The sequence below is a fragment of the Streptomyces sp. NPDC014894 genome, from assembly GCF_043080985.1.
GTDB lineage: Bacteria > Actinomycetota > Actinomycetes > Streptomycetales > Streptomycetaceae > Streptomyces.
Genome location: NZ_JBIBWD010000014.1, coordinates 68,962 through 95,040 on the forward strand (window position 1 = coordinate 68,962; position 26,079 = coordinate 95,040).

Consider the following 26,079-nt stretch of genomic DNA (forward strand, 5'->3'; position numbering starts at 1 on the left):
ACTCTCTTCTCGCACGGCCTCTTCCGTCCTCGCTCGCCGACGCGGTGAAGTCATGGCCGGTCGTTCGCCATGCTCTCCACGAGGCTCTTGGGGCGCATGTCGGTCCAGTTCTCCTCCACATACGCCAGACAGGCCTGGCGCGAGTCCTCCGGATGGACGGTCGTCCACCCGGCCGGAACCTCGGCGAAGGCGGGCCACAGGGAGTGCTGTCCCTCGTCGTTGACGAGCACCAGATAGGTGCCGTCCTCGTCCTCGAACGGATTGGTCACTGAGTCCTCCTTTAGGTTAGGTAAGGCTAACCTCAGTGATCCACTCGGAACAATAGCCCGCCGGGAATGGCTTGTTGTGTTCGGAGTGAAGGGCGTGAACCGTCCCCCCGGCCGCGCGCCCCGCCCCCTCCGCGGGGCGCGCGCCGAGGGGCCGGGGGAGCGGCTCAGGCGCGCCCCGTCCCCCGCCTTTTGAAGAGGACCCAGGCGAGATACGCGCCGCCCAGCACCGCCGTGGTGACCCCCACCGGCAGCAGATTGTTCCGCTGCGAGTCGTCCACCAGTTTCAGCCAGCCCACCCGGTCCCCCACCCAGGCGAGCGCGGTGAAGAACTGGCTGGACACCAGATGCGCCAGCGAGAGCAGCGCCGCCCCCACCGCCCCGGCGGAGATCACGCTCACCCCCGGGCTGCGGGTGAGCATCACCGCGATCTGCGGCGCGGCCAGCGCCACGAAGGGAATCGGCCCGGCGCTCGCCACCGCCACCGCGCACAGCCCGATGCCCAGCACGGTCAGCGTGATCCGCGCCCGGCCGACCCGCACCCCGAGACCGTTCGCCAGCTCGTCGCCCAGCTCCAGCATCCGCAGCTGCCGCCCGAGCAGCATCGCCGCCGGCAGCAGCAAGGCCAGCGCCACGGCGATCATCTGCACCGAACTCCAGCCCCGGCCGTTCAAGGTGCCGACCAGCCAGACATGCGCGCTCTGGGCGTTGTTGAGGCTGGAGCGGGTCAGCAGATACGAGTTCACCGAGCCGAGCATCGCGGTCACCCCGAGGCCGATCAGCACCAGCCGCACCCCGTGCAGCCCGCCCCGGCTCGCCAGCACGAAGACCACCAGCGCGGTCGCCAGACCGCCCCCGATCGCCCCCAGCGCCATCGCCGCCGCCCCGGCCGCGCCGCCGAGCGAGACGATCACCGCGATCGCGCCCGTCGCCGCACCGCTGTTGAAGCCGACCACATCCGGACTGGCCAGCGGATTGCGCGAGATGCTCTGGAAGATCGCGCCGCTGATGCCCAGCGCCGCGCCCACCAGAATGGCCAGCAGCGCCTGCGGCAACCGCTCCTGATTGACGAAGTGGACCGCCAGACGGTCGCCGGTGCCCTCGAAGACCGCCCGCGCGACATCGGGCAGCGGAACGGGATAGGCGCCCACGCTGAGGCTGATCACCAGCGCCACGGCCGACAGCACCAGCGCCAGCAGACAGACCTGCCCGGTGCGCCGGTGCAGCCGGAAGGTGATCCTGGCCGACAGCAGACTCACCGGCCGGGTCGCATCCGGCCTCCCCGGGGTCGCGGGCACGGGCCGGGCACGGTCGCCGACGGTCCTCACAGCGAGATCTCCTTCCGCCGGCGCACCATCGCGATGAACACGGGCGCACCCACCAGAGCGGTCACGGCCCCCACCTCCAGCTCTCCCTCGGGCAGCACCACCCGCCCCAGAATGTCCGAGGTGAGCAGCAGAATCGGCGCCAGGACCAGCGAGTACGGCAGCACCCAGCGCAGATCGGGGCCGGTGAGCCAGCGCGCCACCAGCGGGATGACGAGTCCGACGAACCCGATGGGCCCGGCGGCGGCGGTCGCCGCGCCGCACAGCAGGGTCACCGTGACGACGGCCGCCAGCCGGGTCCTCGCCACTCCGGCGCCGAGCGCCCTGCCCAGCTCCTCGCCGAGCGCGAGCGCGTTGAGCGCGCGCGCCATCAGCAGCGCGATCACCAGACCCGTCACCACGAACGGCAGCAACTGCCCCATCAGATCCGGATCCTGGCCCGCCAGCGAGCCGACCATCCAGAACCGCATGTACTCGAAGGTCGCCGCGTTGAACACGGTGAGCCCGCCGATCACCCCGCCCAGACAGGCGCTGACCGCCGCCCCGGCCAGCGCGAGCCGCACCGGGGTCGGCCCGGCCCGCCCGGACGCCCCGAGCACATAGACGAGGACCGTGGCCGCGCCGGCCCCGGCGAAGGCCGCCCACACCAGCGAGGTGAAGGTGGAGAGGCCGAGGACGCCGATGCCCAGGACCACCGCCGCCGACGCCCCGGCGTTCACACCGAGCAGCCCGGGGTCCGCGAGCGGATTGCGGGTCATGGCCTGCATCACCGCGCCCGCGACGCCCAGCGCCGCGCCGACGGCCAGCCCCATCAGCGTCCGGGGCAGCCGCAGTTCCCGGATCACGCCGGTGGCGTACGAACCGTCGTCGCCCCGGATCGCGGACCAGACCTGCCCGAGCGAGGTGTCCTTGGTGCCGATCCAGGTGCTGAGGACCACCATCAGCAGCAGGACGCCGACGGCCAGCAGCAGCCCGGCCCCCCGCAGCACCGTACGGGTCGTGCTCCGCTCCTCGTCCCGGCCGGGGAGCGGAGCGGGGGAGAGTATGGCTTTCCGGCTCACGGGCGCGAACCACCGGCCGGGATCCGGCTGTGGGCGGCGCGTCCGCCCGTCGGCCCCGGCCGACGGGCGGTCCGGCGGCCGGCGCTCGCGAGCGCGAGGGCCCGCCGGGGGCCGATCCTCCCGGCCGCGCGCGGGGCTCGCTGCCCTCGCGGAAGGGGATGCCCCCAGGGCTGGTGGCCGAACATGGCAACCCGCATCGTTCAGTCTCTCCTCTTCCGCCCGGCCGCACCGGTCCGGTCGCGTCGTGGGGCCAACTGCCCTTCGGCCCCCGCTCCTTGCCCTGCCACGAGGACATCGAGCGCACAGTGAAGTAAGGCTAACCTTAGCTCCGGCCGGGGGTGCGTCCCGCCCCAAGACCCGTGGCCCACCGGCCCGTTCACGGCGCGCGCGGCCCGGCCCGGCGGAGCGCGCCGCCGACGGCCGTCGTCAGACCTCCCGACCGAACCCCGTGAGGGTCCCGGCGTCGACGGCGTGCCCGAGCAGATGCAGCGGCGCGGCACACGTCCCCGCCGCCTCGGCCGCCGCCCAGTGGGCCAGCCCCGTCGGCCCGTCGACCAGACCGCGCACCAGGGGGACGTCCGCGCCGGACGCGTGGACGATCGACTCCAGCCGGCAGGAGGCGACCGTGCCGGGCAGCCACGGCCGGTCGAGATATCCGGCCGCCGCAGCGGCCGGCAGCCCCTCGGCCACCCGCCGTTCCGTGTCGCCGACCGCCAGCAGCCCGCCGCCGACCACCAGCACATCCCTCCTCTCCCGCATCCTGGCGATCGCGCGGCCGGTGTCGAAGCAGTGCGGGAAGGAGTCGTCGACCACCGTCGTGCCCGGCCTCAGCCGGTCGACGTCGAGCAGCGCCCCGCCGCCGCTGACCGCGGCGACGATCAGCCCGGCCCCGTACACCGCGTCGGGAAGCCCGGCGACGGACTCCCAGACGTCCACATCTCCGGCCGCGCCCCGCTCGCGCAGCCGCTCCGCCAGCTCCTTCAGCCGCGGCCCGCTGCCCGGCACATCGCACAGCAGCAGCCGGGCGGGCGGACGCCGGGACTGGGACAGCAGCAGCTCCAGCGACGACGACCCGATCGAGCCGAGCCCCACGAACGCGACGGTCAGCCCCTCCAGCTCCTGCCCGGTGGCCTCCAGCGCGGCGTGCACGGTCTTGACGACGGACACGACGGTCATCGCGTGCCCGGTGGTGACGGCGGCGGTCGCCCCCCTCGCCCCGGCGGCGCGCGCGACCTCGAATCCGTAACCGGTCAGCGAGGGGATCAGACCGGCGAGCGATACGGTCCGCGCCCCGAGGGACGAGGCGAGAGCCACGCCCCGGGCGGTGTGCCGGAGCAGCGCGTCCCCGGCCGCGAGTTCGTCCGCGAAGACCGGCACGGACACGAACCCCGACCGCCCGAGCGGGGTGCTCAGGGTCTCCAGATGGCGCGGCCGGCCGTCCGGGAAGAGCAGGGCGCGCAGCTCCTCGCGCGGCAGCGCCGTCTCCGGCAGCCGCGCCAGCCGCGCGAGCTGGGCCGGGGACGGCAGATAGCCGACGAGCGCGGAGTCCATCGTCTCCGCGCGTGGCTCCGCCGGACCGCCCGGTACGACCAGGGCCGGAGCGCTCGGGGCCGCCGCCTGGCGGTCCGGGCCGGGGCCGGTCAGCTCCTCCCGCAGCGCGTCCGCGAGCGCCGCCAGCCCCACGGCGGAGAACGCGGACCCGGAGGCGCGCAGGGTGACCCGGACGCGCTCCCCGTCCAGACGCGCGGACAGGAACACATCCGTACCGACCGGCGGTGGCGTGAACTCGCTGTCGCCGTCGTCCGAGGAGACCGTCAGGGTCTCGCCGCCCGTCGGCCCGAGGGCGGAGAAGTCCAGGAAGGTGAAGAAGAACTGCGAGGTCAGGGGCAGACCGCTGGGGAGCGGGGGCACCGCGCCCTCATAGGTCCGCGCCGCGACGGCCTCCGCGACGACCCGCCGCAGATCGTCGTGGAACCCGGCACGCCCCGGCCCCGCGGGATCCGCGCCGGGCGCGGGCCGTACGGGCACGGCGGTGGCGAACGGCCCGAACACCCGGCGCACGTCCGGCAGGGCGTGGTCCCGGCCGCTCACCGCGAGCCCGAGCACCAGATCCGCCCGCCCGGTCGCCGCCGCCAGCGCCCGGTAGTAGCCGGTGAGCAGCGGCGCGTACAGAGTGGCCCCCGCCCCGGCCGCGAGACGGCGCAGCTCCGCCACCCGCTCGGCCCCGATGTCGAACCCGTGGGAGCGGAAGGAGACGGCGGCCGCCCGCGTCCCGCCGTCCCGCCCGTCGTTCCCGCTCGTGGCGTCGTCGGCGTCCGCGCGCGGAACCGGTGGACTGTACGGGGTGCTCAGCCGCGCCCACCGGTCCGCCGCGCCGGGGGCGGACGCCGCCGGGGCGCCGGGCTCCTGGACCGGTCGCACGGCCCGTTCGCCGTCGGCAGCCCGGGCGAGACGGACGGCGTGGTCCCGGAAGGCGCCGCGCGGCGGGTCGAGTTCCGGCCGCTCGCCCCGGTTCAGCGCGTCGTACCCGGCCATCAGCTCCCGGACCAGGAGTGCGGCGCTGTAGCCGTCGCCGATGATGTGGTGCGCGTGCACCACCAGCACGTGTTCCTCCGGCGCGAGCGTGAGCACCCGCAGACGGAGCAGGGGCCAGGCCCACGGTTCGAAGCGGCGCGCCCGCTCGTCGGCGACGCGCTCCTCCACATGGCGCGGGTCGGCGAGCGTCTCGAAATCGACCGGCAGGCGCAGCGAGGGCGGAAGTTCCTGCTGGACGGCCGGACGGGCCCCGGCGGGGAAGACCGTGCGCAGCATCGGATGGCGGGCGACGAGCAGATCCACCGCCGCCTGGAAACGGTCGGCGCGCAGGGGCCCGTGCAGACGCAGCCGGGTGAGCCAGGACGAGGTGCCGCCCGGCGCGATGGCCTCCGCGAGCAGAAAGCCCCGCTGCCCGGGGGTGAGCGGGAACGGCGCGGGCCCGGCGGCGGAGGCCGGACCCGCGTCCGCCGCGCCGGGACCGCCGACAGCGGCGTCCCCTTCAGACCCTTCGGAGGCCGCCGCGTCGATGGCCGAGGCGAGGGCCGCCAGGGTGCGGTGGCGGTAGACGACGGTCGGCCGGGGAAGCGGTCCGCCCTGCCGCTCCAGCCGCGCGAAGACCTCCAGAACGAGCAGCGAGTCCCCGCCCAGCGCGAAGAAGTCGTCCTCGCGGCGCACGTCCTCCGCCGGGAGCAGCGCGGACCAGATCCGGGCCAGCCGGACCTCGGTCGGCGTCCTGGGCGCGGTGCGGCGTCCGGCGTCCGGGGCGCCGACCCGGTCGCCCGCGCCGGATTCCGCCTCCGCTTCCGCCTCCGTACCCGTACTCGCGTTCGTTTCCGCGTGGAGGGCGAGCAGCCGGCGGCGGTCGACCTTGCCCGTACCCGTCAGCGGCAGTTCGCCGACGGGCGTGATCCGGGACGGCACCATGTACGGCGGCAGGGCCGCCGCCAGATGGATCCGGAGAGCCACGGCGTCCGGCCGGGGCGAGCCGGGCCGGGAGGTGACGAAGGCGGCGAGGCGTCCGTCGCGGACCAGGACGACGGCGTGCGCGATGTCCGGACGCGCCTGGAGCACGGCCTCGATCTCGCCCGGCTCGACCCGGTGCCCGCGGATCTTCACCTGGTCGTCCAGGCGTCCGAGGAACTCCAGCACGCCGTCCGGGGCCTGCCGGACCAGGTCGCCGCTGCGATACCAGCGCCGTCCGCCCCGGCTGGTGAACGCGGCCTCGGTCAGCTCCGGTTCGCCCAGATATCCGGCGGTCAGACCGGTCCCGGCGATGAACAGCTCGCCCGCTTCGCCGGGCCGCGCGTCCTCGCCGCCGGGCTTGACCACCGCCACCTCCGTGCCCGCCACCGGACGTCCGATCGGCAGCCGCCGCACATGGTCCTCGGGCCGGACGTCGATGACATGACAGGTCGTGTTGACGGTCGCCTCGGTCGGCCCGTACAGATTCGCGATCCGCGCGCCTTCGCCGAACAGGTCGAACCAGCGGCGGACATGAGCGGGCGACAGCGCCTCGCCGCCGACATGGATCCACCGCAGCGCCGACAGATCCGGCCGTACGCCGCCGCGCCGCACCCGGTGCTCGGCCGCGGTCAGCAGCTGTTCCCACAGCGTCGGGACGGAGCTCCACACGGTGATCCGGGTGCGTTCGACATGCGTCAGCAGCAGCTCGGGGTCGCGGACGAGCCGCCAGGGCACCGCCACGACCGTCCCCCCGACGAGCAGCGGGGCGAGCAGCTGCCGGACCGAGGCGTCGAAGCAGATCGACGCGGTCTGGGCGAGCCGGTCCCGCTCGTCGTAACCGAAGACGCCGATCGCCCAGTCCAGGTAGTTCTCCATCGACCGGTGGGTGATGGGCACGGCCTTCGGACGGCCGGTGGAGCCGGAGGTGAAGATGACGTACGCGATCGCGTCCGCGTCGACGGGGCCGTCCGGAGAGGGAGCGGGCGCCGGGGGCCCGGCGGCGTCTGCGGCGGCGGAGTCCTCGTCGGCCGGCACCAGCGTGACGCCGTCGAGCGCCTCGCCCGCCGCGCGGGTGGGGCCGTGGCAGATCACCGTACGGACGCCCGAGCGGGCGATCTGGTCGGCGAGGCGCGCGGTCGGATGGGCGGCGTCCAGCGGCACCCAGCCCGCGCCCGCCCGCAGCACGGCGACGACCGAGACCACGGTGTCGGCCCCCGGCCCGGTGAGCAGGCCGACCAGACTTCCGGGGACGACCCCGTGCGCCAGGAGCCGCGCCGCGAGGGACCGGGAGGCCCGGTCGAGTTCCGCGTACGTCAGCGTGGCCGTCCCGGTGTCGACGGCGACCGCGTCCGGGGCGGACCGGAAGCGGGCGAGCAGCCGGGGCACGAGGGCGGCGGAGCCGGTCCGGGCCTCCGGGAGGGGATTCAGGAGGGGCTCCGGGGCGGGCCGCTCGGCCGGCGGGCACGGCGCGGGCGCGCCGGAATCCGGCCCGGTGGGGGCGGGCGGTGCGGGGGGCCGGGAGTCGGCGAGGGTGGCCGGTGCGGCGGGGCGGGGGCCGGTGGAGGCGCTCGGCTCGGCGGGGCGGGTCCCGGTGAGGGCGGTCGGTGCGGCGGGTCGGGGGCCGGCGAGGGCGGTCGGTTCGGGGGACACCGGTGCGGCGAGGGCCGTCAGTTCGGCGTGGAAGTCGCGGGCCAGCCGTTCCACCGTCGCCGGTTCGAAGAGCCGGACGGGGAAGTTCCAGGAGAAGCGCAGAATCGTCCCGTCCTCCCAGCACAGCAGGCTGAGCCGGGTCGCCGCGGTGGCGGTCCCGGCCGCGGTCGGCCGGACCGTCACCGGGCACCGTTCGTCCCGCGCGGCCGGGAAGCGGGCGAAGCTGAAGCCCGCCGGGCTCACCGTGCGGGGCCCTTCGAGGTCGCCCGGCAGCAGCCGGGCCAGATCGAGGCCGGTGAGCGAGGCGTGGCGCTCGCTCTCCAGCCAGATGTCCCGCAGCCGAACGGCCAGGGCCCGCGCCGACTCGTCCGGATCCGTCTCGCAGAGGAGGGGGAGGGTGTCGGCGAGCGGGCCGACCAGCCGGTCCAGACCGGCGAGCCGTGTCTCCCGCCGGGCGCGGGCGACATTGACCGCGATCCCGCGCTGCCCGCTCCACCGCGCCAGACAGCGCACATGGGCGGCGAGCAGCAGATGGAACAGGCTCACGCCCTCCTCGGCGGCCCGCTCGCGCAACGCGGCGGTGAGCGCCGGGTCGAGGGCGGTCTGACGGGCCGCGAGAGGGGCCTCGGGCGGAGCTGAGGGATCCCCGTCGTACGGCAGCCGCAGCGGTTCGCGCCGGGCCGCCAGCCGCTTCGCCCAGTAGCGCCGGTCCGCGGCGAAGGCCGGGCCGGAACGCTCCTTGGCGACGACGGCGGCGTACCGCGCGAAGTTGGTGACCAGGGGCGGCAGCGACGGCTCCGTCCCCAGTGAGAGGGCGGTGTAGAGCGACCAGAGTTCCTCGCCGAGGAGGTTCAGACTGAATCCGTCGCCCGCCGTGTGATGGATCATCAGCACCAGATGGGCCAGATCCGGGCTCTCACGGACGAGCACCGCGCGCACGGGCGGCTCGGCGGCGAGATCGAAGGGCCGGTTGCACAGGGCTGCCTCGACGTCCTCGACGCGGCCGGGGCGCTCGCGCACCTCGTACCAGGAAGACAGGGGCGCGGGAGGCGCGACGTACTGGCTGGGCGCCGTCACCCGGGAGCCCGTCCCCTCGGCGTCGTCGCCGTCCTCGCCGTCCTCGCCGTTCGGGCCGTTCGCGATGCGGATCCGCAGCATCGTGTGCCGCTCCGCGAGCAGGGCGAGCGCCCGGCCGAGCAGCCGGGCGTCCAGGGGGCCGCGGACGCTCTGGCGTACGTAGCCGTGGGCCACCACGTCCGGGTGGAGCCGGCCGCCGGTGTGGACGGCCAGCTGTACGGGGGTGAGCGGGAACGGTTCGCCGTCGGGGACGGCAGCGGGGGCGGCTTCCCCGGCCTCCGCCCGCGCCCCGGCTCCCGCCCGCGCCCCGGCCCCCGCCCGCGCCCCGGCTCCCGCCCGCGCCCCGGCTCCCGCCCGCGCCCCGGCTCCCGCCCGCGCCCCGGCTCCCGCCCGCGCCCCGGCTCCCGTACCGGCCGGTGGCGGCGACGCGTCGAGGTGCGCGGCCAGTTCCCGTACGGTCCGGTGCTCGAAGAAGAGCGTGGCGGGCAGCGGACCGGCGCCCAGCTCCTGTTCGAGCTGTTTGACCAGGTCGACGGCGGTGAGCGAGTCCAGGCCGAGGGTCAGGAACGGCTGGTCGTCCACGACCTCGGCGGGAGGCAGCCGCAGCGCGGCGGCCAGGAGCCGGCGCAGCAGCTCGGCGGTCTCCGTACCGCCCCCGCCCGGACCTCGCGGCGCGCCGCGAGCCACGGATCCCGGGCGCGCGGCCGGATCGGGCCCCGGGCTCTCGGGCGCGCACCCGGGGGCCGTTCGCGGCGCGAACGCCGTATCGGCCTCCGGCCGCGCCGTCGCCGACCACTCCGGAGGCCGAACCGCCGGCGCCGGTACGGGAAACGCCCTCGCCCCGGCGGCCGGGTGCGAGGCGGCCCGGGCGGGCCGCGGTGCGGTCGCCGGGGCCAGATCCGCGATCAGCAGCCGCGCCGCGTCGAGGCCGGACGCCTGCCGGAGCGCCTCCAGCGCGGGAGCGGTGGCCAAGGGCCTGCCCCCGGCCCCCGGGCCCGGCCGTGCGCCCGCTGCCGAGGCCATCCCGACCTCGGCGAACGCGCCGAGGTTCACGGACAGCCACGGCCTGCCCGCCCGCCGCTCCGACGCGGCGAACGCGTCCAGGAACGCGTTGGCGGCGGCGTAGTCGCCGAGCGCTCCCGCGAGACCGGGCAGCACGGAGGAGACCGAGGAGAACGCCACACAGACCTGCGGCCGCAGACCGTGCCGCCGCAGGGCCAGGGAGAGCAGCAGGGCGCCGCGCGTCTTGGCGGCCAGCGCCTCGGCGGTCTCCCGCGGGGACTTGTTCCGCAGCGTTCCCGGCCGCACCGTCCCCGCGGCGTGGAAGACGGCGTCCAGGACCGGCAGTCCGGCGAGAAGAGCGTCGACGTCCTCCTCCGCCGACACATCGGCGACGTGGTGGCGCACGGTGGCCCCGAGCGCGCCCAGTTCGTCGATCAGCCCCGCGGGCGGATGCGGCGAACGGCCCGCGAGGACGATCGTCGGGCGGCCGGCCCCGGCGAGTTCGCGGGCGAGCGCGGAGCCGATCCCCCCGCCGCCCCCGGTGATGAGGAACACCCCGTTCGGCGGCAGTGCGCGCGGCACCGCCGCGCCGGTCAGGGGCGCGACGGTACGGGTGAGCCTGCGCCCCGCCCGCCAGGCGACCGTGGCGGCGGGGCCCGGCGCACCGCCCGCGCGCAGTTCGGCGAGCACGGCCTCCCGCCGCCGCGCCGGGGTGTCGAGCGAGCTGAGGTCGACGCTCGCGGCGGCCGACCCCGGGGTCTCCTCCGGGAGCGCCAGGACGAGTCCGGTGAGCAGCGCGTGGGCGGGGCGCGGCCGTTCGGGGACCGCTCCCGTGGTGTGGACGTCCTCGGTCAGCACCAGCAGCCGGTCCGCGCCCGTCCCGTCGAGCAGCGCGAGCGCGGTGCGGAAGTCCGCCAGCGCGGTGTCCCGCGCCCGGTCGAGCGCCCCGGGATCCGGGAGGTCGGGAGCGGGCCCGGCCACCAGGACGACGGCGTCCGGCGGCCCGTCGCCCGTCCGGTGCGTCCGTACGCCCTCGGCGGCGAGCTGCTCCGCGAGCGCGCTCACCGAGGCCGCGTCGGAGCCCGTCAGCAGCACCGAACGCACCTCGGCGCGACCGCCGGGCAGCGCGGTGTCCCGCCAATCGACCCGGTGCAGCAGCGCGCTCGCCGGCGGGGCGGGCCAGTGCCGGTCGCGCCGGAAGGGGTACGGCGGCAGCGGGACCCGGCGCCGGCCGGCGTCGAGCGCCGTACGGTCCAGCGGCACACCGCGCGTCCACAGCCGGCCCACGGTCGCCAGGAGTTCCCCGGGCCCGTCGCCCTCGCCGCCGGCGTCCGGCCCGGTGTCCGGCCCGGTGTCCGGGGCGTCCCCGGAGCGGCCCGGCAGTACGGGGAACGCCGTCACCCGGCCGGGGCGGCCGGCGTCCCTGTCCCTGTCCTCGTCCCCGTCCCCGTCCCGGGCAGGGGCCTCCGGCTCCCCGCCCCCGGCGGCGTCCGCCCGGTCCGCCGCCGCCCGCCGTCGCGCGGTCGCGAGCACCGGACCCGACAGGGTCGAACCCCGTCCGATCTCGACGAACGTGTCATAGCCCTCGGCGGTCAGCCGCTCGATCGCGTCGGCGAACCGGACCGGCCGCAGCGCGTGGTCGCGCAGATACCCCGGATCGAGCACAGGACCCCACTCGGCGGTCACCGTGCTCATCAGCGGAACGGACGGAGCCCGCGGAGCGAGCGCGCGCGCCGCGTCGGCGAGCCGGTCGGCGACCGGCCGCATGAGCGGAGAGTGGAAGGCCCGGGACACCCTGAGCGGGCGTACGGAGACGCCCCGCGCGGTCAGTGCGCGGGCCGCGCCCTCCACGGCGGGCGCCGTGCCCGAGAGGACCAGCAGACCCGGGCCGTTGTACGCGGCGACGGCGAGCGCCCCCGCCGCTCCGGCCACCGCCCCGGCCACCGCGTCGGCGATCGTCCCCTCGTCGCCACGGACCGCGATCATGGCTCCGGGCCCGGTGAACGCCCCCATCAGCCGACCGCGTTCGGCCGCGAACCGCACGGCGTCCCCCAGGCTGAGCATCCCGCCGACACAGGCCGCGGAGATCTCGCCGACACTGTGCCCGGCGACCGCGTCGGGCTCCACGCCCCAGCTCCGCAGCTGACGGGCGAGCGCCACCCCGGACGCGACGAGCAGCGGCTGCGCCACCTCCGTCAGATCGCGCACGGCGGGGTCCGCGTCCGGATCCAGACACCATTCCAGGAGGGGCCTGCCGCACAGCGGACCGAGGAGCGCGGACGCCTCGTCCAGCGTCTCCCGGAACACCGGAGCCGTGTCGTACAGACCCCGGCCGACGGGCCGCGCCCCCTGACCGGGCAGCAGAAAGACCACGCGCGGCCGGGACCGGACGACGCCGCCGACGGTCGCCGGGCCCGACTCCCCGGCGGCGATCGCGGCGAGACGCTCGCGCAGATCGCCCGCCGCGACGACGGCCAGCCGGTGGGAGGCGTCGTCCCGGGCCGTGCTCGCGGTCAGACACACATCGCCCTCGTCCAGCTCCGGACGGCGGTGGAGATGCGCGGCCAGGTCAGCCGCCGCCGCGCGCAGCCCCGCCGCGCCGGGGGCCGACAGGGTCAGCAGACGATGGCCCCCGCTCGCACGCGGAGCGCGGGGCGGCGGTGGCGGGGCCTGTTCGAGCACGGCATGGGCATTGGTGCCGCCGAACCCGAAGGAGTTGATCCCCGCCCTGAGCGGCCCGGACGACGTCCAGTCCACCGCCTCGGTCACCAGGGAGAACCCGGCCTGCCCCGGGCCCGGCGACGGCGGCGCACCGTGCGGCGAGGCGGGCAGCCTGCGCCGGCCCAGTGCCAGGACCACCTTCACCAGGGAGGGCAGGGCCGCCGCGTTGAGCAGATGCCCGATGTTGCCCTTCACCGAACCGAGCAGCCGGGGCTCCCCGTCGGGCCGTACGGGAAACGCGTGCGCGAGCGACCGCAGCTCGATCGGGTCGCCCACGGCCGTGCCCGTCCCGTGCGCCTCCACATAGCTCACCGAGGCGGGATCCACACCGGCCTCCTCGTACGCCCGGACGATCACCTCGCGCTGGCGCAGCGGGTTGGGGGCCATCAGACTCAGCGATCTGCCGTCATTGTTGACGGCCGTCCCCCGGACCACCGCCAGCACCGGGTCGTCGGCGAGACGGGCCGCGTCGAGACGCGTCAGAACGACCGCCGCACCGCCCTCGCCCGGGACGAAACCGTCGGCCGCGCCGCTGAAGGCACGGCCGCGCCCGGTGGGGGAGAGGGCCTGGGCCTCCTCCAGCAGACGGTGGCCGGTGGACGTGAGGTGCAGATTGACCCCGCCGACGACGGCGAGGTCGCACTCGCCGTCCAGCAGGCTGCGCCGTGCCAGATGCAGGGCCACCAGCCCCGAGGAGCAGGCCGTGTCGACGGCCGGCGCGGGGCCGTCCAGGTCGAGGCTCTGGGAGACGCGGGCGGCGAGGAGGCCGGGCAGATTGCCGGTGAGCGTCGCGGGCAGCGGTGCGCCGTCCGCGGCCGCCCGGTCCAGGATCTCCCGATAGCCGCTCTCCCCGACGGCCGCGAAGACGCCGATCCGTCGGCCGAGCCGCCGGGGCCCCGCGTAACCGGCCCGTTCCAGGGCCTCATGGGCGAGTTCGAGGAAGAGCCGGGCCTGCGGGTCGAGCGCGCGGGCCTCCTCCGCGCCGATGCCGAAGAACTCGGCGTCGAAGGCGGCCGGATCGTCGAGGAACGCCCCCCACCGCGCGGGCGCGGGCCGCGCCTCCGGGCCCGCCGGCGCGCTCCACCGCCCGGACGGTACGGGGGTGACGGCGTCGTGCCCGCCCTCCAGCAGGTCCCAGAACGCCTCGGGCGAGTCGGCCCCGGGGAAGCGGCAGGCCAGTCCGGTGATCGCGATCGGGGCGGGTACGGGCCGCCGGGCGGCGGCCCGCTCCGGCGGGGAGGGGGTCCCGCGATCCTTCGTGGGGGCGGGGGCGGGGGCGGGGGCGGGGGCGGGGGCGGGGGCGGCCGGGTCGTCGGCCGAGGTCGCCGCGGGGCTGTCGGCGGGGACGGCTGTCCGGTCGTCGGCCGTGGCGGTCGTCCGGCTGTCGGCCGGAGCGTTGCTCGTGGCGGTCGTCCGGCTGTCGGCGGGGGCGGTCGCCCGACCGGTGTTCGTGGTGGTCGTGCCGCTGTCCGTGGGGGCGTCGGTCCGGTCGTCCGTCCCCGTGGCCGCCCCGGAGGCCGTCCCGCCGCCGATCACGCCTGCCGCCGCCGCGTTCGTCCCGAGGTCCGTCGTCCCGGTGGCGGCGAGGAGACGGTCCGTGAGCCCGGCGATCGTGTCGTGGTCGCGCATCACCGAGGGCGGCAGTGTGACGGCGAAGGCGTCCTCCAGCGCCACGAGGACCTCCATCGCCTTGAGCGACGTCCCGCCGAGACCGCCGAATCGCTCGTACCGGCCGATGGCCCGGCCGGACCCGCCGAGCACCCGGGCCCACACCTGGGCCACGGTCCGTTCGACGTCCGCCCGTGAGCGGGGAGCCGGCGCCGTACCGCCGGCAACGGTCGCCGAACGCGCTGCCACGGGCAGGGGGCCGACAGCCGCCCCTCCCGAGTGGGCCCCGGCCTCGAAGCGCGCCCGCAGCGACTGCCGCTGGAGCTTCCCGCTGGTCGTACGGGGGAACGCGCCCGGAGGCAGCGCCAGCACCCGGACGTCGTCGTGGCGCAGGGCCTCGCGGACGCGGGAGGCGACCCGTTCGAGTACCTCGGACGCGTCGTGGGGCGGCCGGGCCCAGGGGACGAAGACCACGACGCGCTCCCCGCCGGTGACGGGATCGGTCGACCCGATCACCGCCGGCGCGCCGGGAGGCAGCCCGGGCGTGGCCGCGGCGACCTCCTCCATGTCCGGGGCGTGGAAGGTGCGGCCGTTGAGGAACAGCACATCCTTGTGACGCCCGGTCACACACAGCCGGCCGTCCCGGAGGAAGCCGAGGTCGCCGGTGCGCAGCCAGCCTTCGGCGAACGCGGCCGCGCTCGCGTCGGGCAGACGGTGATAGCCGCGGGCGAGCTGGGGGCCGCGGACCAGGATGTGTCCGACGCGCCTATCGCCGAGCGTACGGCCGTCGTCGTCGGCGATGCGCACCGCGCACTCCGCCACCGGGCGGCCGACGTCCATCAGCTCCACCGAGCCGTCGCCCGGTTCGGCGTCCACCGCCAGCCCCCGGCCGAGCGCGGCCCGGTCCAGGACGAGCGGTTCGGCGACCTCGCCCAGCGGGGGGAAGGTCACCGCGAGCGTCGCCTCGGCCAGTCCGTAGACCGGCTGGGCCGCCGCCGGGTCCAGCCCCGCGAGGCTGGTCTTACGGGCGAAATCGCGCCACACCGTGGGGGCGATCGGCTCGGCGCCCACGAGGATCAGCCGTACCCGGGAGAGATCGAGCCGCGCGATGTCCTCGTCGGGCACGCGCCGTACGGTCAGCGCGAGGGCGAAGTTGGCGGCGGACAGCACGGTGGCCCGGTGCCGGTCCGCCACGTCGAACCACACCTCGGGCCGCTTGGCGAAGGACAGCGGACCGATCTTCACCTGCTTGGCGCGGGCGGCGAGCGGAGCGAGATGGGTGCCGATGAGCCCCATGTCGTGGAAGTACGGCATCCAGCTGACCACCACATCGTCGGCGCCGAGCGCCGAGGAGAATCGTATCTGCGCCAAGTTGGCCAGCACCGCGGCATGAGTCACCTCCACTCCCTTCGGCGCGCCCGTGCTGCCCGAGGAGTACTGGAGGAACGCCACATCGCCGGGCTCGGCGGCGACCGGCTTCCGGAGCGCGGGCCCCTGCCGCAGCGTCGTGAGCCGCAGCGCGCGCACGGCCTCGGGGAGTTCGGGGAGCAGCGACGCGGTCGCCGCGTCCACCACGACGGGCGGCCGGCCCAGCTGCTCCCACACGGGCAGGACCCGCCGGGCGTCCGGAGCCAGCGGCACCGGTACGAGCCCGGCCGCGAGCGCGCCCCAGAACATCGGCTGGAAGTCCTCGCTGCGATCGGCCAGCAACGGCACACAGGTCCCCGGCGCGACGCCCGCCGCCCGGAAGCCGCCCGCCACCCGCAGGGACTCGTCGAGCAGCTCCCGCAGAGTGACGGTCAGCTCGCCGCCGTCCCCCCGGACATGGACGATGACCTGCTCGGGGGCCTCGTGGGCCGCGTCCGTCAATACGCGCGCCAGTGTCATGTCGTCCATCGGGTCCGTTCTTCGGCGGTGCGGCCAGTGCGGGGATCATTCTCCTCCGCCCCCACCCCTGCCCCCGCCGCCCCACTCGCCCGCCCCGCCCCTCCCGGGCCTCTCGGCCCGCCCGCGCGCCGGGACCGAGGGACTCGCGGGCGGGCGCGGGCCTCAGAGCCGCGACCCGGGACCGATCGGGTCGGGAGTCGCCTCGATGAGCTGGAAGATGTTGGGGCTCGGCAGCGGGGTCACGGTGCGCAGGGTGAAGCCGGACGCGGCGAGGAGGGCGGTGAAGTCCTCGGCGGTGCGCTCGCGGCCGCCGACGTTGACGAGCATGTTCAGATCGCTGAGGTAGACGTTGTTCTGCTGGTCGGCGGGGACGGTCGGGGGCAGGACGGGCTCGACGATCAGCACGGCGCCGTGGTCGGGGACGACCTTCCTGATGTGCCGCAGGATCGCGGCGCACCGCTCGTCGTCCCAGTCGTGGATGATGCTCTTGAGCAGATAGAGATCCCCGCCCTCCGGAGCGGATGTGAAGAAGTCGCCGGTGCGCAGGGCGACGCGATCGGTGAGGCCGTCGTCCTCGAAGCGCCGGGCCGCCTGGGCCAGTCCCTCGGCCGTGTCGTAGAGGATGCCGCGCACCCCGGGGTGGGCCCGGAGAATGGCGCTGAGCAGCGTCCCGTCGCCGCCGCCGACGTCCACGACGGTGGCGAAGCGCCCGAAGTCGTAGTGGTGGGGCGCGGTGTCCGCGGTGGTCCGGGTGCCCTGGCTCATCGCCGCGTTGAACCCGGCCGAGAGCTGCGGGTGCTCCTTGAGATGACCGAAAAAGTCGGTGCCGAAGACGGCGCCGAACGTGGTCTCGCCCGTACGCACCCCCTCGCCCAGCAGGTCCCAGGCGCGGAGCATCACGGGATCGGTGAACATCGTGGTCATGGCGAGCATGGTGCCGGGCGTGTCGGAACGGAGCAGATCGCCCGCCGCGGTCGTCCGGAAGACGCCGGGCTCGGGCTCGGACAGCAGTTGCAGTCCGGCGAGGGCGCGCAGCAGACGCAGGGTGGCCTGGGGATGGGTGCTCAGCTCGCGCGCGAGGTCGTCGGCGGCGGCCTCGCCCGGGCCGATCCGCTCGAAGACGCCCAACCGGGTCGCCGTGCCCACGGCCTGGGTCGCCATCTGCCCGAAGACGAGACGCCCCACCGTGGCCCGCGCCTGCCCCTGATCCGCCCCGGCCCGCTCCCCGTCGACCTGTCCGTCCGATGCCTCGGCCATGACGCTCCCTCATTTGTTAGGTGACCCTAACTTTATCAAGGCGAGTCCCGTCGAGGGGGCCGCGGCGCGGCGGTGATCTCCCTTCTCCGGCACCCCTGTTCGGGTCGGGACGGCGCGCCGCCGAAGGCCGCCGGCTCCCTGGATTCGAGGCCGGTACGGGGCGGCCGGCCGGGGTGTCGCTCCGTCAGCCGCCCGGTGCGCGGGGCCGGAAGGACGGAGCCGCCCATCCCGGCGATCCGGCCGGTGGAGCGGAGAGAACCGCGGGCCGGGCGCACTGTCCTCGGCTCTTGCGGCGACGGCGGCCGTCCCGGCGCTCTCGTATGCTGCGGCGAAGTGTCCCGATTCCGCCGTCGGCGGGCCCGGGCGCCGCTCCGCCGCCGTTCGGCGACGGGGCGTGGGTCGCGGGCGCCGAGGCGCGCCGGGAGAGGTGTGAGGTACAGGGTGAGGAAGTCGAGAGTCATGGCGGTCGCCGCGGCGGCGGCACTCCTGGTCGGCAGTGCGCAGGCCGCCACCGCGCAGCCGGCCCCCGAGCGCGGGGCTCCGGCGGCCGGGGCTCCGGCGGCGAAGGCCGCGCTGCCCGTCTGTCCGACGGTGTTCGGGCACGGCGGCTATCCGACCGGAGCGAATCCCTGGGACCGCGACCAGATCCGCCAGCCGAACCACCCCAAGGGCCTCGCCCAGCAGAAGAGCTGGGGCGCGGGCGGGGTGGAGGCCGATCTTCAGCTGACGAAGAACGGCACCAAGGGCGTGATGTGGCACAACACCACGACCAACGGGCTGACCGGAACGCGCGAGCCCATCACGGAACTGCGGTGGGCGACCGGCTCCGACCAGCTCAAGGGCCGCACGATCGCCCGGGGCCCGTACACCGGGGTGACGGTGTACACCTTCCGCGAGTGGCTCGACAGCGCCCGGTCGAATCAGCTGATCGTGCAGGTGGAGCTGAAGGGCGAGGCGAAGCAGTCGCTGCTCAACAGCGACGCGGCGATTCGCGACACGGCGTGGAAGGAGGTCGTCGCGCCGATCTCGGAGCGGATGGCCACACAGAAGATCATGATCTATACGCGGGACGCGGCGCTGAAGCCCGAACTCGACAAGCGGATCCGGGCGGCCGGGCTCGCGGCCGCGCTCTCGGGGTATCCGGCCTGGGTCGACGGGATCGGCTGGGAGGAGCCGCCCCCGGCGGCTTCCGGCAATCACGCGGAGTGGCGGGCGGAGCTGACCCGTCTCGGTTCGCCCACGTCCTCGGTGCGGATGGCCACCTCGTGGACGAAGGACTTCACCGCCTGGCTGCGCGGGAAGTGCGTCTGACCGACCGTCGGGGCCGGCACGCCCACTGAGCTGCCGGCCCCGGGACCGGCGGTCCCCGCCCGACGCGTCCCGCCCGGAGCGCTGTCCGCCGCCGCATCTTCCGCTCCGGGTCGGCCGACGAGGCCGAGGCTCCGGAGGCTCGGGCGCTCGTGTGCCGAGCCGTCAGGATCCGGCGGCGCGTACGCGGGGATGCCGAGCCGCCGGGCCGGGTCCTTTCCTCGTCCCGGGTCCTTTCCTCGTCCCGGGCCCGTTCCTCGTCCCGGGCCCCGTCACGGGCGGGGGAGCGGATCACGGCGGGCCCGGGGAGAGCGGGCCGCACGGCGGCGGCAGGCCCCCGGATCCGCCGGACCGGGCGGGTGATCCGACGGGCTCAGAACTCCTCCTCCGCCCTGATCCTGACGGTCAGCGTCTGGTTCTCCCCCAGGAAGGTGAACGTGCCGCTGAAGTAGCCGCCTTCGTACGGCGCGTCGTGATCGGCCGCGAGGTCGACGGTGATCGGACGGCCGAAGGTGACGCGGTTCCCCGGGAAGTACCCGCTCGCGCTCAGCCCGTCGTACGCGACGCGCGATTCGCAGCCCGGGGCGTCGCAGTTGATGTTCAGGGCGACGATCCTCGTGTACGGCGGCGCCTCGACGTCGAGGTGGCCCGGACCGCGGCGCACCTGCCGGTCCGGGGTGAAGATCACTCTCCGGGCCGGTCCGCCCGCCTCCAGCTCGGGAATGTTCTGCTGCGGCGGCACCGCGCGGGCGGCGCGCGCCGGAGCCGCGGCGGCCGTGGGAGTTGGCATCGCGGCCGGCGCTGCCACACAGCCGAGCACCACCGCCGCGGCGACCGTCAGAGCGGGCGTCCGCGTCTTCCTTGTGACCATGGTGAAGTCCTCATTCCGAAACCCGGCGTACGGGGGTACGAAGGCGATCGGGGCACGGAGGCGCGCCGCGCCCCGGCCCCGAGGCGATCTTTCGCCGTGGGCCGCCGGATATGCGGAGGGGCCGGGGGATTCCCCTGAAAGGGGACGGCCTCGGGGCCATCGGCCGGACGGGATCATCCGTCGGGCCCGCCCCTCTCGTCCACCCCGCCCGTCCCACCTCTCCCGTACGTCTTGCCCGTCCTGCCAGCCTCGCTCGTCCTGTTCGGCCCGACCGTCTCGCCCGCCCTGCCCGTCTCGCCCGGTGAGGTCGGCGGACGTCGAGCCCCGGCCGGTTCCACCCGCTGAAGCCTGGTCCAGCCCGTCCAGCCCCGGTTCGCGAGCAGTTCGACCAGCCGGCGAGCCGGCGGCGCGGTGTCATAGGCCAGGGCGTCCATCAGCCGGGCGAACGGCGGCTCGACGGCGACGTCGCCGATGTACTCCTCGCCCTGCTCCTCGGTCATCCGTGTCAGGTGGGCGGCCAGTTCGTCGGCCAGTTCCACCAGCCGGGGATCGTCGTCGGTCCGGTCGAGAGCCCGGCCCAGGGTGAGGAAGAAGCCGATGAGCCGTGGGTCGGCGATCTGCTCGCGTTTGCGTGCCGCCCACTCCGGGACACGCGCGGGGCAGTGCGCGGCCAGCGCGATCCAGCCGTCGCGTTCGACCCGGACGATCCGCTCGTCGACCCCGAGCGCGCGCAGCCGGTCGAGGAGGCCGACCACCTCCGAGGGCAGCGCCAGACTGTCCCCCGAGGTGAGACCGGCGATCCGCTCGCGGTGCCGCTGCCGCTCCCGGATCTCCGCGCACAGCCGCCGGTCGATGTCCGCGACCGCCCTGGCGAACTCCTCCCCGCCGGCCCGCAAAAGCTCCTGAACACGTGCCAGCGGGACCCCGGCCTCCGCGAGGGTCCGGATTCTGATCAGCTCGACCAGGGCGGCGGCGTCGTATCGCCGATAGCCGGAACGGTCCCGCTCCGGCTCCGGGAGCAGCCCCTTGGCGTGGTAGTGCCGCACCGCGCGAACCGTCACTCCGGCGTACGAGGCCACTTCGCCGATGGTCAGCATCGGGCCGGTCTTCCCGGGGCCGCTCACGAATCCGGCCCTTCGGCGGGGCGACAGGCGCTCCGGATGATCTCCGCGATGTCCGGGGCATGGGTGAAGACCAGCCGGTGGTCGGCGTCGAGCCAGGAGATGGAGATGTGCGGGCGCTCGTGGACGAGCCGCTCGACGCCGGCGCGCCAGAGCCTGTTGTGCCGTGGCGCGCGCCCCTCGCCGCTGTCGCCGGCGATCGCGGTCGACATGATCATGGTGATCGGGCAGTCGATCCTCCGGTACCGGTCGAGGATTCCGGACCGTATCCCGTCGATCTCGGCGCCCAGCCCGAGGATGTCCCGGGCGGAGAGCAGGACCTGACGCGCGGTGCCCCTGGTCCGCTCGGCCTCGCGCGCCTGATCCTCCGCCAGCGCGCGGAACCACGGCAGATCGGCCTCGGCGAGAAACGGTTCGGGCAAGGGGTTCGCCCCGTCGACGAGGATCAGCCCGGCGACGGAGCCGGGATGCTCGGCGGCGTAGTGAACCGCCAGGTCCGCGCCGAGCGAGTAGCCCACGAGCAGGGGCGCGGAGTGCGGGCCCCGGCCGTCCGGCTCCGCCATCCCGGCGGCGGGACCGTTCAGCACGGCGGCGAGGTCGCTCAGAAACCCGTCGAAGGTGTACCGGTCGGCGGCGGAGGCGAGGCCGTGGCCCCTGAGATCGAAGGTCACCACGTCGTGGTCGCGTCGGAGGAGTGCGGTCAGCTCGTACAGATCGGCCTGGGTCGAATGGAGCCCGGGGCACAGGACCAGCGGCCGTCCCCGGCCGCCGCGGGACACCGGGATCCGGACGCCGTCGTGGTGGAGGCTGGATGTCGTCGTCATGCCGACCATGCTGAGAGGTTGCCCCTGCGTCAGGGTCAACCGCCGTGATCGCCCCGGGCGGACAGGACGAGGTCCCCGGCCCGGCTCCCGCACCGGACGACGGCGCCGGAGTCGAAAACGATCTCCAGCGCGGTCCGCCCGTCGTCCTGCTCCCACTCCTCGCGGACGGCGAGGACCGTCTCGCCGACGCGCGCCGCGAACGGTGTCTCATTCCTGTCCGGCACGACCTCGACCCGGCCGCACTCCCGCATGTCGTACCCCTCGAAGGGGGCCGAGGACTCGACGATCAGACACCAGTCGGATCCGGTCGTGACAAGGGTGGAGTCTCCCTCGCTGTCGACCAGCCAGATGTCCAGGGGGCCGTACGGGGCGTCCGAGCCGTGCCGGTGCCAAGAGGCGAGCACCCGCTCAAGACGCCGCCCGACCAGGTGCTCGGGACGTACTCCGGGTCCGTGCAGGGGGCATCCGTCCCGCTTTCTCGCATTCACCGCACGACCGTACAGGCGTCTGTGCGGACGTCCGTACCGGCGAGGGAATCCGCGGCTCGTACCGGGGCGGGCCCGTGCGGATCGCGCGTCCGCCCCCGGTCACGGGCGCCGGCTCTGTCAGGACTCCGGCTGCGCCACCGCCAGCGACCAGCGGATCTCCGGGGACGAGGCGTCGATGCCCACGCTGAAGGATCCGCGGACGATGCCCGGGTCCATGGTCACCGAGCCGAGGCCGGTGGATCCGGCGGGGCAGTCGACGGTGAAGTCGGCGACCTGGGCCTGCTGCGACTCCATCGTCGCCCGCAGACTGCCGCCGCCTTCGCACGCGACCGTCAGAACGGTCGGCAGCCCTGTGTTCGCGCCACCCGACACAAGGCCGCCGTCTCCCCTGAACTCCTCCGCCCACACCAGACCGTCCGGCCCGGGGTGCGGCAGCAGCCCGCCGCTCGCCGCCGCCGGGCCGGCCCCGGCGAGCGCCAGCCCGAAGGCCGCGAGCGCCGCCGTCGTCAGACCCAGTCTCGTCCTGCGCATGGTGTTGCTCCCTCGGTGGTCCGTCGTGAAGCCCACACTCTGCTCGCCCGCGAGACCTTCGTACATGAGTACGGGTACTCAGACTCCGCCGATGACAGAAGGGCCATGTCAACGCGTGCCCGGCGGCGTCGCCGGACGGGTCGTCCGGCCGGGAGCGCGATGCCGCACGCGAGGGCCGGGGCGGGTCCGGAGTACGCGGAGAACCCCCGGTGTCCGTGGACCTCGGCCCTCTCCGGGGCGCGAGCCCGGCCCGTTCGCGCGGCCCGTCCGGGCACGTGGCGAAGGACCGGGGCCCGGGTGTCCACGGCCGGCACGCCTTCGGCGCGATGAGGGGTATCCCCGCGTGATCGGTGGCCCGCTGCGCGCCTCTGATAGAACGTCATGCAGTGGCTTGTACTGGCTTGTTTGGGCGGTGTTCAACGGGGAAGGACGCCCGGACTCACCGAGCAGCCCCCCGCCGGATCGCCCGCCCGTCTCCTCCCGGGCTTCGTCGAGAGCCCCGGCCTCGGCGCACCAGCCGCGTGAGCGCCGAGCGGGCCGGCGACCGCCAGGTCACCGGATCCGTACCGTCGACGACGGGGACCCGAGGCGGGAGCGCGGTGTCGACCTGGCCCCGTCGAGCGGTCCGGGCGGCATCCGGGTGCCGGTTCCGCGCGCGTCGGCGAAATTGGGTCGCGACAGGCGGAACCCCCCTGATACTCATGGCATATGACCACTGAGCTGCGAGTCCTGCGCACGTCGGAGTGGGACCGCTGGTACGAAGGGCTGGATCTGGCCTTCGGCGGCGTCCCTCAATCGGCGGAGAAGCGCGAGCTGATCCGCGAGCTGACCGACTTCGACCGCTCGCTCGCCGTCTGGGACGGAGATCTCTGCGTCGGCACCGCCGGATCGTTCCGCTTCGAGGTCGCCGTGCCCGGCGGAGGGCTCGCCCGGATGGCGGGCGTCACCATGGTGAGCGTCGCCTCCACCCACCGCAGGCGCGGTGTGCTGACCTCGATGATGCGCCGCCATCTGGACGACATCCGAGGCTGGGGCGAGCCGCTCGCCATCCTCGGCGCGTCCGAGCCCGCCATCTACGGACGGTTCGGATTCGGCGAGGCGACACGTCTGCTCAAGGCCGACATCGACACGGCCCGGGTGCGGCTCGCCGTACCCGACGGCACGGACGCCGTCCGGATCCGCGCGGCCGCGCCGGCCGACGCGCTCGCCGACTGCGAGGCGCTCTACGCCGAACTGGTCCCCGCCCGCCCCGGGATGATCACCCGGCTGCCCGGCTGGGAGCGACTCGGCGTCCTCGACGCCCCCGAGAACCGGGAGGGCGCCTCCCGGCTCCAGTGCGTGCTCGCCGAGCGGGACGGCCGGACCACCGGCTACGCCCTCTTCCGCACCCGGCCCGCCTGGGACGACGCCGGGCCCAAGGGGACCGTCGAGGTGCAGGATCTGTACGGGCTGGACCCGGCGTCCTCCGCGGCGCTGCTGCGCCATCTCTTCGGCATCGATCTGACCTCGACCGTCAGCATGCGCAACCGGCCCGTGGACGACTTCTGGCAGCACCTCGTCTCGGACCTCCGCCGCTGCGCGGTGCGGATCAAGGACGAGGGATATGTGCGCCTGGTGGAGGTCGGGGCGGCGCTGGAGGCGCGGACCTACCGGACGCCGGTGGAGATCGTGCTCGAGGTGACGGACTCCTTCTGTCCCTGGAACGAGGGCCGGTGGCGGCTCTCCGGAGACGCCTCGGGCGCGTCCTGCGCCCGGACCGCCGACGCGGCGGATCTCGCGCTGGACGTCCGGGATCTGGGCGCGGCGTATCTGGGCGGGGCCCGGCTGGCGGACCTGGCGGCGGCCGGGCGGGTACGGGAGCTTCGCGCGGGGGCGCTGGCCGAGGCCACGCTCGCCTTCGAGAGCGAACGCGCGGCGTGGGTGCCGCACGACATCTGATCCCCGCGGCGGGGCACGGCCGGCACTTCCTCGGCACGGCCTTCCGGGCACATCCTTCCGCGCCCGGCTCCTCGCGTACGGCTCCTCGCGCACGGCTCCTGTCGCGGAGCCGTGCCGGACCGCCGCCGCCCCCGCGGCCCGGCACCGCTCCACGCGCCCGCGCCCGGCCGGTCAGCCGGCGACGGACCGCAGGGCGTCGGCCGACACGAAACGCAGATCGCGTTCGAGCAGGCCCTCGATCACCGCGGGCAGCGCCTGTACGCTCTCGCGGCGGTCGCCCCCGCCGTCGTGCATCAGGATCATGGAACCCGGTCGTGCGTGGTCGAGAACGGTCTGGGCGATCTTCTCGGGCCCCGGCCGGGCCCAGTCCCAGGAGTCGACGTCCCAGAGCGCCATGGCCGGTCCGCCCGTGAGCAGTTCGCCCAGCGTCTCCGGGGTGCGCGCGCCGTACGGCGGACGGAAGAGGCCCGGCGTCCGGCCCACCGCGCGATCGAAGGCGTCACTGGTCCGCTCGATCTGCAAACGGAACTGCTCGGCGGTCAGATCCGGCATGAATGGATGCGACCAGGTGTGGTTGCCGAGGCTGTGCCCCGCGTCCGTGATCCGCCGTACCTCGTCGGGCAGCGCGTTCACGTGCAGACCGACGCAGAAGAAGGTGGCCCGCACGTCATAGCGGCGGAGAATGTCGAGCACCTCCCGGGTGTGGACCGGATCGGGGCCGTCGTCGAAGGTCAGGGCGATCTCCGGGCGATCGCGCGGCCCGTGCCGGAAGCAGCGGCCCGCCGCGGTGAGCGCCGACTCCGCCTCGGCGCTGCGGCGGATCCCGTTGTGGTAGTCGTCGTCGCGCCCGGTCTGCCCGCCGCCCTCCGCCGTCAGCGGGGAGAGGGACGCGAGGTCGGTGCTGGCCCGGTCCGCGAGGTCGCGGGCGGAAACGGAACCGAAGGCGGGTCGTTCGGGGAGCACCCAGGGATCGGCGCGGTAGACATCGAGACCGGCCGCCGTGAGCAGCCCGTCCAGCAGTCCGTTCGTGCTCTCCACGACGACGGCGCACGGCAGTTCGGACTCCTTGCCGATCTCGCCGAGCCACCGGGTCAGATCGGCCGCCCGCTCCGCGCCCCATCGGGTGGGAGCGACGGCCCGGTCTCCTCCGGCGTCGACGATCTCGATCTCGTAGCCGTTGGAAGTCCAGGCGATTCCCGCGTACAGCATGCGTTCTTCCTACTCGCTCGCCCGGGCGGCACAGCGCGCCCGGAGCCGGATGAGGTGCGTCGGGCATCGGCGGAGCCCGAGCCGGAGCCGTGGGAGCCGCCGGACTCTCCGGCGGGCACGGCGACGGGGACTGCAAGGTCAGAAGGCCCGCGGGAGGTGTCTCCCGGAGCCGGGCCGGGGCGGAGGCGCGTCGTTCGGAGGGCGGCCGGGTCTCGGCCTGGTCCTCCGGTCGCACGCCGGCCGCACACTGGCCGCGCGACGGCGAAGGGCGCGGCGGCGGCGTCGAACGGCGATCTGCCCGAGGGCGCGGTTCGGCGTCGTGGGTGAGCCGTTCGGCTTCGCGGGTGAGCGGGGTGAGCGGGTGGCGGGTGCGGGGTGCACCGGTGGTGCGGGGTGAGCCGGTGGCCCGGTGGCCCGGTGGTGCTGTGGTCCGGTGG

The 26,079-nt window shown here is 75.2% G+C and carries 13 protein-coding genes; 2 read left to right on the forward strand and 11 right to left on the reverse strand.

What is annotated here, in order from left to right; all coding sequences use genetic code 11:
* Nucleotides 1-50: 50 nt before the first annotated feature.
* The 5 genes from ACF089_RS28595 to ACF089_RS28615 all read right to left on the reverse strand — a co-directional run bounded on the left by ACF089_RS28595 (nt 51) and on the right by ACF089_RS28615 (nt 17,352).
* Nucleotides 51-269: an MbtH family protein gene (locus tag ACF089_RS28595; protein ID WP_392032503.1), complete on the reverse strand. Its 219-nt coding sequence runs from the start codon at nt 267-269 to the stop codon at nt 51-53.
* Nucleotides 270-433: 164 nt separating this feature from the next.
* Nucleotides 434-1,594, reverse strand: coding sequence for a FecCD family ABC transporter permease (locus tag ACF089_RS28600; protein WP_392032506.1), 1,161 nt, complete (start codon nt 1,592-1,594; stop codon nt 434-436).
* The gene (locus tag ACF089_RS28605) at nt 1,591-2,637 is read right to left on the reverse strand and encodes a FecCD family ABC transporter permease (protein ID WP_392032759.1); all 1,047 of its coding nucleotides are present in this window, start codon (nt 2,635-2,637) and stop codon (nt 1,591-1,593) included. The genes ACF089_RS28600 and ACF089_RS28605 overlap by 4 nt, the downstream gene beginning before the upstream one ends.
* Before the next feature lie 441 nt (nt 2,638-3,078).
* Complete coding sequence (locus ACF089_RS28610; protein WP_392032509.1) at nt 3,079-16,104, reverse strand: amino acid adenylation domain-containing protein; 13,026 nt, start codon at nt 16,102-16,104, stop codon at nt 3,079-3,081.
* Between the two features lie 153 nt (nt 16,105-16,257).
* The gene (locus tag ACF089_RS28615; RefSeq protein ID WP_392032512.1) at nt 16,258-17,352 is read right to left on the reverse strand and encodes a methyltransferase; all 1,095 of its coding nucleotides are present in this window, start codon (nt 17,350-17,352) and stop codon (nt 16,258-16,260) included.
* A gap of 459 nt (nt 17,353-17,811) precedes the next feature.
* On the opposite strand from ACF089_RS28615, the gene ACF089_RS28620 reads away from it, so the two are divergent.
* Nucleotides 17,812-18,663, forward strand: a complete 852-nt coding sequence (locus ACF089_RS28620; protein WP_392032515.1) for a hypothetical protein — start codon at nt 17,812-17,814, stop codon at nt 18,661-18,663.
* Between the two features lie 370 nt (nt 18,664-19,033).
* Here ACF089_RS28620 and ACF089_RS28625 read toward each other — a convergent pair whose 3' ends face one another.
* The 5 genes from ACF089_RS28625 to ACF089_RS28645 form a co-directional block, all read right to left on the reverse strand.
* Nucleotides 19,034-19,531, reverse strand: coding sequence for a hypothetical protein (locus ACF089_RS28625; RefSeq protein ID WP_392032517.1), 498 nt, complete (start codon nt 19,529-19,531; stop codon nt 19,034-19,036).
* Between the two features lie 173 nt (nt 19,532-19,704).
* Entirely contained in the window at nt 19,705-20,628 is a 924-nt protein-coding gene (locus ACF089_RS28630; protein WP_392032762.1) for a MerR family transcriptional regulator, read from the reverse strand.
* A 23-nt stretch (nt 20,629-20,651) separates the two neighbouring features.
* On the reverse strand, nt 20,652-21,476 hold the full coding sequence (locus ACF089_RS28635) for an alpha/beta fold hydrolase (RefSeq protein WP_392032520.1): 825 nt from the start codon (nt 21,474-21,476) through the stop codon (nt 20,652-20,654).
* A 35-nt stretch (nt 21,477-21,511) separates the two neighbouring features.
* A complete protein-coding gene (locus ACF089_RS28640) occupies nt 21,512-21,964 on the reverse strand; it encodes a hypothetical protein (protein WP_392032522.1) in 453 nt (150 codons plus the stop codon).
* 117 nt (nt 21,965-22,081) lie between these two features.
* The gene (locus tag ACF089_RS28645) at nt 22,082-22,495 is read right to left on the reverse strand and encodes a hypothetical protein (protein WP_392032525.1); all 414 of its coding nucleotides are present in this window, start codon (nt 22,493-22,495) and stop codon (nt 22,082-22,084) included.
* Nucleotides 22,496-23,203: 708 nt separating this feature from the next.
* On the opposite strand from ACF089_RS28645, the gene ACF089_RS28650 reads away from it, so the two are divergent.
* The gene (locus ACF089_RS28650) at nt 23,204-24,433 is read left to right on the forward strand and encodes a GNAT family N-acetyltransferase (RefSeq protein WP_392032528.1); all 1,230 of its coding nucleotides are present in this window, start codon (nt 23,204-23,206) and stop codon (nt 24,431-24,433) included.
* A gap of 171 nt (nt 24,434-24,604) precedes the next feature.
* Here the strand turns inward: ACF089_RS28650 and ACF089_RS28655 are convergent, their stop codons facing one another.
* Entirely contained in the window at nt 24,605-25,642 is a 1,038-nt protein-coding gene (locus ACF089_RS28655) for a polysaccharide deacetylase family protein (RefSeq protein ID WP_392032531.1), read from the reverse strand.
* Nucleotides 25,643-26,079 lie beyond the last annotated feature (437 nt).

What these genes read in the sequence shown, in the direction of transcription:
- ACF089_RS28610 (WP_392032509.1), bottom strand. Translation starts at nt 16,104, where the DNA reads ATGGACGACATGACACTGGCGCGCGTATTGACGGACGCGGCCCACGAG.
- ACF089_RS28615 (WP_392032512.1), bottom strand. Translation starts at nt 17,352, where the DNA reads ATGGCCGAGGCATCGGACGGACAGGTCGACGGGGAGCGGGCCGGGGCG.
- ACF089_RS28620 (WP_392032515.1), top strand. Translation starts at nt 17,812, where the DNA reads ATGGCGGTCGCCGCGGCGGCGGCACTCCTGGTCGGCAGTGCGCAGGCC.
- ACF089_RS28625 (WP_392032517.1), bottom strand. Translation starts at nt 19,531, where the DNA reads ATGGTCACAAGGAAGACGCGGACGCCCGCTCTGACGGTCGCCGCGGCG.
- ACF089_RS28630 (WP_392032762.1), bottom strand. Translation starts at nt 20,628, where the DNA reads ATGCTGACCATCGGCGAAGTGGCCTCGTACGCCGGAGTGACGGTTCGC.
- ACF089_RS28635 (WP_392032520.1), bottom strand. Translation starts at nt 21,476, where the DNA reads ATGACGACGACATCCAGCCTCCACCACGACGGCGTCCGGATCCCGGTG.
- ACF089_RS28645 (WP_392032525.1), bottom strand. Translation starts at nt 22,495, where the DNA reads ATGCGCAGGACGAGACTGGGTCTGACGACGGCGGCGCTCGCGGCCTTC.
- ACF089_RS28650 (WP_392032528.1), top strand. Translation starts at nt 23,204, where the DNA reads ATGACCACTGAGCTGCGAGTCCTGCGCACGTCGGAGTGGGACCGCTGG.
- ACF089_RS28655 (WP_392032531.1), bottom strand. Translation starts at nt 25,642, where the DNA reads ATGCTGTACGCGGGAATCGCCTGGACTTCCAACGGCTACGAGATCGAG.